Raw genomic sequence first — 12928 nt, 5'->3', positions numbered from 1 at the left:
TAAGATTATCTGATTGTAGGCTAATTTAGCGTAGGTATTGAAATTTGGATTCTGATTTGGATAGAAAGTCGGATTTTTAGACATAATAAAATGATCATTTTTGAAGGGAGAATGTTTACATGTCCAATGTAAATTTAGCAATCATTTACTACAGCTCGACAGGGACAAACTATAAAATGGCAAAAATGGCGGCAGAAGCTGCAAAAGAGGCGGGTGCAGAAGTAAAAGTACTAAAGGTTCAAGAATTAGCCCCACAAGAAGCAATTGAATCCAATCCCGCATGGAAAGCGCATTACGAAGAGGCGAAAGATATCCCTGAGGCATCAAGCGATGACTTGGAATGGGCAGATGCGATGATATTCAGTGCACCGACGCGATTCGGAAATGTTCCTTCCCAAATGAAACAATTTATGGATATGCAAGGAGGTCTTTGGGCACAAGGCAAGCTTGCGAACAAAGTTGTCAGCGCTATGACCTCTGCTCAGAATGCGCACGGCGGGCAAGAACAGACGATTACAGCGCTCTATACAACAATGATGCATTGGGGAGCCATTATTGTAGCGCCCGGCTATACGGATCAAGCGATTTTCGGAGCGGGCGGCAATCCTTACGGAACGAGCGCAACCCAGGGCAAAGATGGCAACATGGTCGAAGATGTGGAAGCAGCCGTGAAGCATCAAGCGAAACGTACCGTTCAAGTTGCTGAATGGGTGAAAAAAGGCCGGCAATAATGTAAAAAGCTTTCACTAGTCTTGTTTTCAAGACCGGTGAAAGCTGTTTTTTTAAAATTTGCCCACTCGAAAAATTAAACGAACCGGCTTCTGTCCTCTGTCTTCCGACCTCCGGATTTATACTTGGCCTACAAATTCATACCCTGCCTCATCAATCGATTCAGTAAAATGATCAATATCAACTTTATTGGCATCATATGTCACTGTTGCTGTTCCATTTTTAAGATTAACTTCAGCGGAATGAACGCCGTCAATTTCGTTTAAAGCTTGTTCAACAGCCGCTTTGCAATGATCGCAAGTCATGCCTTGAATTTTTATTGTAATATTTTCCGTCATTTCGTTACCTCCCAAGGTATCATGCTTGTACAATTTTTCCATGCATTGTATTTTTAATATAGCAGCGAAGAATTTACACTGTCAATTTTTCGATATGACAGTAATTTTTCTATCGTTATATGATGATGAAACTATACCCTGAGCAGGTATATGGAAGGAGATGTTATAATGGCTTCTCAACCTGCAGCTATGGAAAAAGTAACGTTAGACATAGAAGGTATGACTTGTGCGGCATGTGCGAACCGGGTGGAAAAAGGATTAAAAAAAGTCGAAGGTGTCGCCGAAGCCAATGTAAATTTAGCGAATGAAAAGGCGACGATTGTCTTTGATAACAAGAAAACAAATACAGACCAATTGATTGAGAAGGTCGTAAAGACTGGATATAAGGCGCATCCTTATGTTTCGAAGGATCCGGAGGCTGAGAAAGCCGAGAAAGAAAAGCAATATAAACTGCAACGCGAATCTTTTCTAATTGGAGCTGTTATTTCATTGCCGTTTCTTGTGCAAATGGCCGGTGATTTAACTGGCAACATGTCGCTTATGATGCCAGGCTGGATTCAATTCGTTCTTGCAACTATTGTGCAATTTACGCTGGGTTGGCGGTTTATACGCGGGGCCTACAATGCATTAAGGGGCGGAAGTGCAAACATGGATGTTTTGGTTGCGATGGGAACGCTTTCCGCGTATTTGTACAGTACATTTCTATTTTTTCATGGACAAGAAATAGGTCTGTATTTTGAAGCATCAGTCGTTATTATTACATTGATTATTCTTGGAAAATTGCTTGAATCAAGAGCCAAAGGCAGAACGTCAGAAGCTTTAAAAAAATTAATGGGGCTTCAAGCAAAGGTTGCCCATGTCATCCGAAATGGCGTTATGCAGGACATTCCTATTGACGAAGTTCAAAAGGGGGATGTGCTCTATGTAAAGGTTGGCGAAAAAATTCCTGTAGATGGACTAGTCGTTGAAGGCAGAACATCGGTTGATGAGTCGATGCTAACAGGAGAGAGCCTGCCAGTAACAAAAGAAGCAGGAGACACCGTAATCGGGGCAACGATAAATAAACACGGCTCCATTACAATGAAAGCGACAAAGGTTGGAAAAGAAACCGCTTTGGCGCAAATTATTCAAATGGTTGAAAAAGCGCAAGGTTCAAAAGCGCCGATTCAAAGCCTTGCAGATAAGATTTCGGCCGTATTTGTACCCATTGTTATCGGGATTGCTCTCCTTACATTTGTGATCACTTTTTTTGTTGCGGGTTTTTCATCCGCTTTAATCAGCGCGGTGGCAGTGCTTGTCATTGCTTGCCCTTGCGCGCTTGGGTTAGCAACACCGACAGCGATTATGGTAGGAACAGGGAAAGGGGCTGAAAATGGGGTTCTTATTAAGGACGCCAGCCATTTGCAGATGCTGAAGGATATTGATACGGTTATTCTTGACAAAACTGGAACAATTACAAAAGGAAAACCAGAAGTAACAAAGATTCGTGCTTTTACTATTAGCGAAAATGATATGATAAGAGCAGTTGCAAGTGCTGAACAGGCTTCTGAGCATCCACTTGCAAAAGCGATTATTGATTACGCGAAAGAAAAGAAGATAAAGCTTGAAAACCCTGTTCGTTTTGAAGCCATGCCAGGTTACGGGGTTATGTCTGTCGTTGGAAATAAAACATATACCGTAGGCAATCAAAAATTAATGGAGTTTAAACGCATTGATATTTCCAATCTAGCAAATGAAATGGAGAAACTTGAGGCAAAAGGAAATTCCGTCATTATGGTTACTGAGGACGATCGCTTGATTGGTTATTTTGCGATTGCCGATACGGTGAAAGAGTCGTCAAGGCAAGCCATTAAAGAGCTAAAGGACAGAGGGATTGACGTGATCATGATGACAGGTGACAATAAGCATACAGCAAAGGCGATTGCAGACGAAGTCGGCATTGGACATATTCTTGCAGAAGTGCTCCCAGAGCATAAAGCAAAAGAAGTGGAAAAGCTAAAAAAGAAAGGCAAAAAGGTAGCTATGGTCGGCGATGGGATTAACGACGCACCGGCACTTGCGGCCGCTAATGTCGGAATTGCGATCGGAACAGGGACAGATGTTGCTATTGAGGCTGCTGATGTGACTTTAATGCGCGGGGATTTATTGTCCATTTCAGACAGCATTCAATTATCATACGCAACCATTCGCAAAATCAAACAGAACTTAGGCTGGGCATTTGGCTACAATGTTGTTTTAATTCCAGTTGCAGCTTTGGGGTTTCTCAATCCGATTTTAGCTGGAGCCGCAATGGCATTAAGCTCTGTTTCCGTTGTAGTGAATACATTATTTTTAAACCGATGGAAGCCCCGCCATGGGAAAATGGCATAAAGCAGGTAGTTTTAGTGTTTGTTCAAAAAGGAGGACAACGAGAGGCAAGAAGGTCGAGGAAGCGTAGCTCTGAGCACAAGCTGGTCGCTACGTGAGCATCCGCATCGCACGCAGGAAAAGTGTTTTTCTTTTCCAAGGAACGCAGCGTATGTTTGTAGGATACGTGAGTAGCGGAAGAGCAAGCTGACGAAGAGATTCGCAGCCTATTAAGGAAGTTCGACTAAAAGCATCACGTCCTGTGATAACGTCGAACTGACTTACCTCCTGTAAGCCTCCGGACTTTTTGAACAACCTCTATTAGGGAAGTTTAGGAGGGGGTAAACATGTCAAAGAAAAAGAAGAAAAACCCGAAAAAAACACCGGCTCACCGGCCGGGGAAAAAGCCGCAGTCCAATTTGCCGGCCATCATTTTTTTCTCAATTTGTGGCCTTGTCATCGCAACGTTTTTCGTGTTTTTTGCGCTAAATAGCAACAACAAAGCGGCAAATGAGGAGCCGAAAACATATGATTTTTCGTATGAAGGGCAGCCTTTCGTTGGAAGTGGGAATGCCCCAATTAAAATGGTAGAATTCGGCGATTATAAATGCCCTGCCTGTAAAGTTTTTCAAGAGAAAGTTTATCCTAAAATCAAAAAAGATTTTATCGATAATGGACAAGTTCAGTTCTTCTTTATTAATTTTCCATTTATTGCTGATGATTCGATCACTGCTGCAAAAGCGGGGGAAGAAGTGTTTTCTCAAAATAAAGAAGCATTTTGGGATTACCATGATGCCGTCTATAAAAATCAAGGTGGGGAAAAAGCGGAATGGGCGACGGTTGACTTTTTGACAAATCTAGTGGAAAAGAATGTACCTGACATTGACATGAGCTTGTTTAAGCAAAACATGGCGGATAACGTCCAAGTTTCGAAAGTCAATGAAGATATCGTTATTGCACAGGAGGCAGGTGTATCGAGCACACCTACAATATTTATCAATGGGAAAGAGTTCGTAAAGTGGAATGATTATTCCGCAATCAAAGAAGAATTCAACCGCCTGTTAGAAAGTGAAGGAAAATGAATAAATTTGACACTGTTCGCCTGATGGCTTGGCTTGTGTCGATTGTGGCTGTCATTGGGAGCTTATACTTTAGTGAAATAAAAGGATTTGTTCCATGTGAATTGTGCTGGTATCAACGCATCTTAATGTATCCTCTTCTCGTTATTTTAGGGATAGGGTTCTACAAAAAAGATCGAAATGTGATGTTTTATGCACTCCCGTTAAGTATGTTGGGGATCGCGCTGGCGGCCGTTCATTATTTACATCAAAAGACAACCCTGTTTCATCAAGTCATTCAATGTACGGATGGAATACCATGCTCTGGCCAGTACATGAACTGGCTTGGATTTATCACAATCCCATTTTTATCGCTAGTTGCGTTTAGCCTAATCACTGTTTTCATGATTTATTTAAGGAAAGAGACTGATCAGGCTGCGGCCGATTAGACTCTTTCTTTCGCTTCTCTACCATAAACATTTTTCAATTCTTCACAAATTCTATACATTTAAAGTGTAGACTAATCATAGTCTGTACATGGCACGGAGGAATGGAGATGGAAAAAAAGAAAAGGCGCTTGCTCATCCGCACGTCGATTTTACTGGTGCTTGTCGCCGCAATTGGCTACACCATTTTTACAAGTGTATTTAACGATCGCAAAGTCGTTCATTCCGGTGACACAGCCCCAAACTTTCAATTGCAAACACTTGACGGGAAAACAGTGCAATTAAGTGATTATAAAGGAAAAGGTGTTTTTTTAAACTTTTGGGCAACTTATTGTCCGCCGTGTAAAGAGGAAATGCCATTCATGGACAATCAATATCAAACATTTAAAGAAAAAGGGATTGAAATATTGGCTGTCAATGTAGGGGAACCTTCTTTAACAGCACAAAAGTTTGTTGAGCGCTATGATTTAACTTTCCCCATTTTGCTTGATGAACGCGAGGAAGTATATAAGGCGTATGGCGTTAAACCGATCCCGGCCACTTTTTTAATTGATAAGGATGGTAAAGTTGTTGATCGCGTGACAAAAGGATTAACAGAAGCTGAAATCCAACAGATGATGGAGAAAATTACGCCATAGTGCAATGTGAACGTTGAAATATTTATGAATTCCCTAAAAAGGTGTGATTGCATGGCAGATTTAAATCTCTTTTTGGCGTTTGGAGCAGGTGTCCTATCGTTTATCTCTCCTTGTACATTGCCGCTATACCCCGCTTTTCTTTCGTATATAACGGGTGTTTCCGTTGAGGAATTAAGAGAGAAAAACGGCATGCTGCAAAAGCGGGCCATTTTGCATACGGCTTTTTTTCTTCTCGGTTTTTCTGTCATATTTGTCGTCTTAGGGCTATCAACGACTTTTATTAGCACATTATTCGCGAAATACAGCGATCTTATCCGGCAAATCGGCGCCATTTTAATCGTATTTATGGGTCTTGTCATCATTGGTGCGATTCAGCCAAAATTTATGATGCAAGATAGCACATATAAGTTTCGCAATCGCCCTTCAGGCTACATCGGATCCAGTTTGATTGGCATCGCTTTTGCCGCTGGATGGACACCGTGCATGGGCCCCATTCTTGCAGCGGTCGTTACGCTTAGCATGACAAATCCAGGGTCAGGGCTTCTCTATATGATGGTCTATACACTCGGTTTCGCCATCCCGTTCTTTTTGCTGGCGTTCTTTATCGGAAAAACGAATTGGATCAAAAAATTCAGCAATAAGATTGTAAAAGTCGGCGGTTATATGATGATCGTGATGGGCGTGTTTCTCTTTTTCGGTTGGATGACGAAATTAACCTCCTTTTTAACAAATAACCTTTTCGGAGGATTTATGGGATTTTAACGAAAAACCCCTAGTTTGAACTGCACTTTATTGTTAGACAGAACTAACAGTTGGAGGTACAGTTCAGCTCGGGGTTTTTTTAATTGGTTATCATAGTAAGTTTTTCTCTTTTTTTGCTAAAATCATGTTCTTTATAGTACGCATTTTTTACGAGCGAATTTGGGCCAAGGCATTTCACAGCAGGGCAGTGGCAGTGCAGGCTTTTTGCAAGATTGCTTTCTCTCCATATTTCGTAAGCTTCAGGTAAGCTTGTTGTTTGGATATGGCCTAGCTTTGGTTCATCACCAAAATCTGTAACAATGATGGAACCATCAAAAATATTCACGTTAAGCCTTGAGCGGCCATCCGGATCGTTTCTGACGGTTACATTTTTTTCTTCCTTTAACCTTTTGATTAACATCAGATCTTCCTTTGCTTCACTGCAAGCATAAAATGGCAATGTCCCAAATAACATCCATATATCTTCGTTTCGGTGATCAAGAAGTTCATGAATCCCTTTTCGAATTTCATCAAGTGTGGCCGTTTCTAGTTCGCTCGCAAAGTCGCTCGGATACATCGGATGGACTTCGTGGCGCTTGCACCCCATGTCAACGATCGCTTCGTGGATCGATGCAAGATGGGGCAACGTTCGCTTATTTATCATCGTTTCAGCAGAAATAAATACGCCTTGGCTTGATAAGGCTTTTGCATTATACACCATACGTTCAAAATAAGCTGTGCGATGTGTATGAGATAATTGTCTATCCATGTTAACGAACCCAATCTCGGCAAAGTCATCAACGCTATGATAATTGTAAGAAATATGGAGAACATCAAGATAAGGCAAAATGGTTTCGTACCGCTCAATTGGAAGCGTCAAATTAGAATTGATCTGTGTTTTCGCGCCGCGCTCATGTGCATATTTCAGTAATGGAATGACATAATTGTCCACAGACTTTTTTGAAAGCATAGGCTCGCCGCCTGTAATACTGAATGAACGCAAAAAAGGGATTTCATCCAAACGCTTTATTAGAAGTGAAAGAGGCAAAGCTTCAGGATCTTTTGGCTGGAGTGTGTAGCCAACTGCACAATGTTCACAGCGCATGTTGCAAATAGTCGTGGTTGTAAATTCTATATTCGACAGCTTCATTTCCCCAAATTGTTCTACGTCTAAATAAGCTTCCCAAGGGTCATGATTAGGACTCATCGTTATCTGTTTATGTTTTGTATGCATGTAAAAGTCCCCTTTATTAAAAAAATTCCCTACTCCTTATCTTAGGGCATTTTCTTGTGAAAAACTACCAGATTGATTAAAAAGCGGCAAAGTTGAAACCGAATAGTCCGTTTCTTATCCGCTAAACCTAGTGGAAAGGGGGTGGATGAATTGGCAAAAGACGTCCTTTGTGAAGTGGATACTTGCACCTTTTGGGGAGATGGAAACAAGTGTAACGCAGATCAAATCTATGTTGTGAAACAGGTGAAAAATCCAGAGACAACAGAAGAAACCGATTGTAAAACATTCGAGCCTGTTCATTAATTTATTTTAAAGCCGTGCTTGTGCACGGCTTAAATTTTACATATTAATTTAATTAATCGCCATGGTTTCAACACGTTTAAAAAAAGTTTAACTGTAAGCTCCAGCGGGAATAAAAAGATACAGGTGCTAGCCCTTGTCTTATCTTAAACTAATTTTTAAAGAGGTGAAAACCATGGCGAAAGATGTGTTATGTGATGTCGACACATGTAAATATTGGGTTGAAGGCAACAAATGTGATGCAGATAAAATATTCATTACATCACATGTATATGAAGCCGAAACGGTAAAGGAGACTGATTGCAAAACGTTCGAGAAAAAGGTCCATTAATTGGGAAGAAGCAGCCGCACGTATTGTGCGGCTTCCATCATTTTCACGAAGTTTCGTAACATGCCATATAGGAGCCTCGCTTTATAATTTAAACGTTCTTACCATATCGGCCATTTCATCTGCGAGACGTGTTAGAGCTTGGGCGGACGATGCGATTTCTTCCATCATGGCAAGCTGCTCCTCGCTTGCAGCGGCATTGTCTTGGCTTGTACGGTATTAATTTGTGAAAAGGTAATTATAAAAAATCTTCTAAAGTCATTTGCTTAATTTCTTCAATGTGCTGTTCCATTAGATCTTGGGCGGTTTTTGTATCACAATTTAATAAAGCAGTTAGTATTTTTCCGTGGCTTTCATTTGCTTGACGTGGTCTTTCTGATGTATTTGCAATAATCACTCCTATCCAAGTAATTTGAGCTTCCAAGGACTCCATAATTTTGATTAAACGACTATTAGCTGAGTACTGTACCAATGTTTTATGTAAAAGTCGATCTGATTCAAAAAAGGTTTGAAAACTCCCTTTGTTTATAGCCTTTTCAGCTATTTCCACATTTTCAAATAACTCTTTTAGTTTCTTCTTTGGGATTCTTTTAGAAGCTGATTCTATAGCTTGTCTTTCAAGTGCTTTTCGAACATCAAAAATTTCTTCAATGTCTTTAGCCTGTGGGATGCTAACAAAGGTGCCTGAACGACTTCTGACTTCAACTAACCCATCTTGTTGTAAACGATGAAAAGCATCACGGAGGGGGGTCTTGCTAACTCCAAGTTCCATAGAGAACTCATTATAATCTATCCTTGTTCCGGGTTTTAATTCATTGTTGATAATTTTAGTTCTTAAGTAGAAATAAATTTTTTCGTTCAAATTTCGGTTATCGAATTTATTATCAGTTTCCATACTTAATTTTCATTCCTTTCGTTGTACTCAAGGCACAAAAATTTAATGAAAGAGAAAATCTCTCCAACCTTGCTAATAGTTGTATAATGTATTTGGATAAGCAGATACACTACAGAGCATGGGGAGGTGAGTGGTGCAGTTTTCATACTGCCCTTATATTAAGATGTGCCGTTTGCCATCTTCAAGTAAAATAAGTGTGCCATCAAGCACGTAAAATAATCATTGTATAAACAATTCCCGTTTATTATGGCAAACTGTCAATGTTTGCTTTATTCACTATAAACTTTATGGGGTTATGTTTATACTCAAAATTGTTTACCCTATTTGCTGTGGAATTAACATCCACAAAAAATTTGTTATTGCAATGGTCGGTACGACGAACCAATCGGGGATACGGAATACCAACCAAAAACAATTTTCAACTTTCACCGGCTGAAATCCCAATCTTGCAAACTTGTCTGTATGGAGTCTAAAGTATTGACACCCTGTGTTTAATATTTTGGAGCACGACTGTGAGGTTGTCGTCGCTAACCCCAAATATGTCAAGGATATTCGCGGCCAAGAAAATCAATAAAAAAGATTCGATTTGGCTTTGATTATACCCCCTGCCCATTCGTCAAATTTGAGATTTTATACGATATCGGTTTAAACTCATCAACTTTAAGTCAGGGAAAAAATCGCGCTCAAAATTCTCTTACTGTATCCAACATTATGATTTCAGATGTATTTTCGGATACTTTTGGCATTAGTTATATACGAATTATTCATCATATTCTTGACATCCTGATGATACGGATTTCGATGTTTCATCAATGCCACACAGAGGAAAAATAAAACAGACACCATTGTATAATCCATTCAAGGGAATTTGACGGAGCCATAAGCCGATAAAATGACCATATTGACAGAATGAATTGAAAAGCATATCGCCGATATTGAATCTGTTGTTTTAAAATTAGTTCAGCCTACATGTCACAAATTGAATTAATTTTATCCTTACCAAGTATCAAAGATATCTTTACAGCTATTGGTATTCTTGGTGAAACCAGTATTGATATGTCCGAGTTTCTTTCTGATAAACATCTATGTTCCTAGGTAGGGCTTACACCACAAAACAATGAAAATGCCGGAAAGAAGAAATCAGTACGTATTTCACGGGTAGGCGTTTACATTAAGCCATTACTAGTACAATGTGCCAATGACGCTATTCAGAGTAAAACATGTCTTTACTTCAAAATCCATTATGAACAAATCAAGAAACGTCGAGGTCACAAAAAAGCGATTATTTTATTGCACATAAGTAACTTATGTGCATTTACCATATGCTAGATAAGAATGAGACATTTAACGAGGAATTATACAAGCTTGACTCCAAATCAAAACCAACTTATGCACCACAGATCACGGAGAACATGGCAATTCGATACCTTGAAACCCTAGGTTATCAAATCCCCGATAAGTGTATATATACTTGATAGTTTTAAGTTAATACAATTTTTTCCAAGCCCACTTTTACAATAAGCTTATTTTGTAATGCCTATTTTTTCCATATGACCTATTCCTCCATCCTTTCATACTAAACTACTAATTAAACTAACCTCTTTTATATGTCACCGAAAATACAAAGGTTTTATATAGAGATTAATGGCAAGTATGAATATATATCAATATAAAAAAGAAAATTTAGGAAAACAAGTTTAAACTTTTAGCAAAAATTTATTGACAATACAGAATAATTACATTAATATCTGATGTATCAGATATCAGATATTAATTGAGGAAGGTGAATCAAAGGCAACTTTTTACAAATTTATATTATAAGCTTCATATTTAGATTTAAATTGGGGTGATAAAATGCCAAAATTCACAAAAGTGGATCAATCAACTTGTATTGCTTGTGGAGCATGTGGACTAACAGCACCTGAAATTTATAATTACAATGATGAAGGTATCGCATATGTCATTTTAGATGACAACCAAGGATCTGTAGAAGTGCCAGAGTTATTGCGCCCTGATATGTTATTAGCATATGAAGGATGTCCGACAGGCTCTATTAAGGTTTCTAAAGAAACATTTGTAGAGGAGGGTCACAGAGTAAAATAAGTATTATTTACAATGAAAGGATGAAAAAAATGAAGAGTATTGCAATAGCCGGTTTAACAGGACAAGGAATAGAAACTGCTGGAGAGATTATTTCCTCTGTTGTTAATTCACTTGGTTATTCACACCGTTCATGGAGGGATTTTTCAACCATTATTCGTGGTGGTTACACATCATTTGAGATTTATATATCTGAAAAAGATAGCCAGACACCCCTACCAAGAATTGAAAAAATAGATCTTGCAATAGTTTGGGATAATCAAGGTGTAGACAATTATAAACTAAGAATAAAAGATAATAAAATGATGTTCGGTTCGTCTAAGGCAACAACGTTGCTTAGTGGAAACCAATTTGAGGTACCTAACCTTGGCTATAACGTTTGGTGCGTAGGGGTTATTTCCGGATATTTAGGAATTCATATTGATTATATTGAGAAGGAAGTAATGGTTAAATTTAGGAGTGAATCAAATTTAAAATTGCTGAGAGAAGGATATAAATTAGGAAAACAAGTTGAAACAGAAGTCCCCTTAATTAATTTAAATTCAAATAATATTACAATCTCTGGGAATGATGCATTGAGTTTAGGAGCTATTTCTGGTGATGTGAGGCATTACTATGGTTATCCCATTACTCCTGCATCAGAAATATTAGAAAATCTCTCTAAATGGCTGCCTTCTCTTGGTGGGCAAGCCTATCAAGTAGAAGATGAAATTGCTGCCATTCATGCTGCAATTGGTTGCAGCTACGCAGGTAAAAGAACATTCGTCGCGACTAGTGGACCGGGATTAGCTCTTATGACAGAAGGGTTAAGTTATGCAGCTACCACAGAAATTCCTCTAGTAATTATTGATAATCAACGTGGAGGACCTTCAACCGGTATGCCTACAAAAACCGAGCAAAGTGATCTACAGCATCTTAAAAATGCTGGTCATGGGGAGTTTGCTCGAATTTTGTTAACCCCAACTAGTATAATTGACTGTATCGTTACAATGCAAGAAGCACTAAACTTAGCGGACTATTATCAGTGTCCAGTAATTATTGCACTTGATCTTGACCTTGCTGTAAGAAATATTTCTATTCCTTGGTCATTAGTCGAAAATGCCCTTCAAAGTGTGGAAGTAGACAGAGGCCCAACCCTTACTAACTTAAACACTACTATAGAATCTTATGTAAGATATAAACCACAGGCAGATCATTCTCCTCCGCTACGTTCAATACCTGGAATTAAAGGCGGTGCATATGTTGCAAGTGGTGATGAACATGATGAAAGGGGTTGGATGGAACCGAATTTTATGGAAATTAGAAAAACGCTTCATAAGAGGCGCTTGCAAAAGGCAGATAAGATTGATTACAAGCGGCATTTTACAAGAATTGGGAACAGTGAAGCACCCATCATGATTATAGGAACTGGCTCAATAGGTGAGTTGATTGAATATTTCGTTAAAAATAACGATGGATTTCAAGGTTTGTTAATTCGTCAACTAGTCCCTATTCCTCAGGAAGAATTATTAATGGCTTTAACAAATCTAGAGAAAGTTATAGTTGCTGAATATAATGCAACTGGACAAATACGTACAATTATCAAAGATGTAATTCAAGATAAGGAAATACTGTCTCTTTTACGTTTTGATGGTGAACACTATACAAACGAAGAGTTTGAAGAAGCTGTAGTTCATATTTTAAACAAAAAGAATAAGGTTTATCAATTTTAGCCCAGCGGTAATATGTCAACACCTGAAAACTAGAGAATTGGAAATTAAATCTTAAAAAAGCTA

General features: G+C 38.9%; 13 protein-coding genes. 10 read left to right on the top strand and 3 right to left on the bottom strand.

Annotation, left to right across the window (positions count from 1 at the left end; translation table 11 throughout):
* The first annotated feature begins 119 nt into the window (after window positions 1-119).
* Complete coding sequence (wrbA, locus tag DCC39_RS11725; RefSeq protein ID WP_116555093.1) at window positions 120-731, top strand: NAD(P)H:quinone oxidoreductase; 612 nt, start codon at window positions 120-122, stop codon at window positions 729-731.
* 117 nt (window positions 732-848) lie between these two features.
* Here the strand turns inward: wrbA and copZ are convergent, their stop codons facing one another.
* The gene (copZ, locus tag DCC39_RS11720) at window positions 849-1067 is read right to left on the bottom strand and encodes a copper chaperone CopZ (protein ID WP_116555092.1); all 219 of its coding nucleotides are present in this window, start codon (window positions 1065-1067) and stop codon (window positions 849-851) included.
* A 168-nt stretch (window positions 1068-1235) separates the two neighbouring features.
* Here copZ and DCC39_RS11715 point away from each other — a divergent pair, with 168 nt between their 5' ends.
* The 5 genes from DCC39_RS11715 (at window position 1236) to DCC39_RS11695 (ending at window position 6317) form a co-directional block, all read left to right on the top strand.
* Window positions 1236-3437 carry a heavy metal translocating P-type ATPase gene (locus DCC39_RS11715; protein WP_133243485.1) on the top strand — a complete coding sequence of 734 codons (2202 nt, stop codon included), beginning with the start codon at window positions 1236-1238 and terminating at the stop codon, window positions 3435-3437.
* Between the two features lie 323 nt (window positions 3438-3760).
* Window positions 3761-4495 carry a DsbA family protein gene (locus DCC39_RS11710; RefSeq protein ID WP_116555090.1) on the top strand — a complete coding sequence of 245 codons (735 nt, stop codon included), beginning with the start codon at window positions 3761-3763 and terminating at the stop codon, window positions 4493-4495.
* Window positions 4492-4920 carry a disulfide oxidoreductase gene (locus DCC39_RS11705; protein WP_116555089.1) on the top strand — a complete coding sequence of 143 codons (429 nt, stop codon included), beginning with the start codon at window positions 4492-4494 and terminating at the stop codon, window positions 4918-4920. The genes DCC39_RS11710 and DCC39_RS11705 overlap by 4 nt, the downstream gene beginning before the upstream one ends.
* 107 nt (window positions 4921-5027) lie before the next feature.
* Window positions 5028-5555, top strand: a complete 528-nt coding sequence (gene resA / locus DCC39_RS11700) for a thiol-disulfide oxidoreductase ResA (RefSeq protein WP_116555088.1) — start codon at window positions 5028-5030, stop codon at window positions 5553-5555.
* Between the two features lie 51 nt (window positions 5556-5606).
* The gene (locus DCC39_RS11695; RefSeq protein ID WP_116555087.1) at window positions 5607-6317 is read left to right on the top strand and encodes a cytochrome c biogenesis CcdA family protein; all 711 of its coding nucleotides are present in this window, start codon (window positions 5607-5609) and stop codon (window positions 6315-6317) included.
* A gap of 79 nt (window positions 6318-6396) precedes the next feature.
* Here the strand turns inward: DCC39_RS11695 and yfkAB are convergent, their stop codons facing one another.
* Entirely contained in the window at window positions 6397-7530 is a 1134-nt protein-coding gene (yfkAB, locus tag DCC39_RS11690) for a radical SAM/CxCxxxxC motif protein YfkAB (protein WP_116555086.1), read from the bottom strand.
* A gap of 150 nt (window positions 7531-7680) precedes the next feature.
* Here yfkAB and DCC39_RS11685 point away from each other — a divergent pair, with 150 nt between their 5' ends.
* Window positions 7681-7833 (top strand): DUF1540 domain-containing protein, encoded by a 153-nt coding sequence (locus DCC39_RS11685; protein WP_116555085.1) that lies wholly within the window; start codon window positions 7681-7683, stop codon window positions 7831-7833.
* Between the two features lie 172 nt (window positions 7834-8005).
* Window positions 8006-8161: a DUF1540 domain-containing protein gene (locus DCC39_RS11680; RefSeq protein WP_116555084.1), complete on the top strand. Its 156-nt coding sequence runs from the start codon at window positions 8006-8008 to the stop codon at window positions 8159-8161.
* Between the two features lie 235 nt (window positions 8162-8396).
* On the opposite strand, the gene DCC39_RS11675 is transcribed toward DCC39_RS11680, so the two are convergent.
* On the bottom strand, window positions 8397-9053 hold the full coding sequence (locus DCC39_RS11675; RefSeq protein WP_116555083.1) for a GntR family transcriptional regulator: 657 nt from the start codon (window positions 9051-9053) through the stop codon (window positions 8397-8399).
* A 1854-nt stretch (window positions 9054-10907) separates the two neighbouring features.
* Here DCC39_RS11675 and DCC39_RS11665 point away from each other — a divergent pair.
* Together DCC39_RS11665 and DCC39_RS11660 are read left to right on the top strand one after the other, a co-directional pair.
* Window positions 10908-11156: a ferredoxin gene (locus DCC39_RS11665; protein WP_116555082.1), complete on the top strand. Its 249-nt coding sequence runs from the start codon at window positions 10908-10910 to the stop codon at window positions 11154-11156.
* 29 nt (window positions 11157-11185) lie between these two features.
* On the top strand, window positions 11186-12865 hold the full coding sequence (locus tag DCC39_RS11660) for a 2-oxoacid:acceptor oxidoreductase family protein (RefSeq protein WP_165820849.1): 1680 nt from the start codon (window positions 11186-11188) through the stop codon (window positions 12863-12865).
* The last annotated feature ends 63 nt before the right edge of the window (window positions 12866-12928 follow it).

Source organism: Pueribacillus theae, from assembly GCF_003097615.1.
Lineage (GTDB): Bacteria > Bacillota > Bacilli > Bacillales > UBA6769 > Pueribacillus > Pueribacillus theae.
Note: the sequence above shows the minus strand (reverse complement) of the source record. Positions and strands in the feature narration are given on the sequence as shown.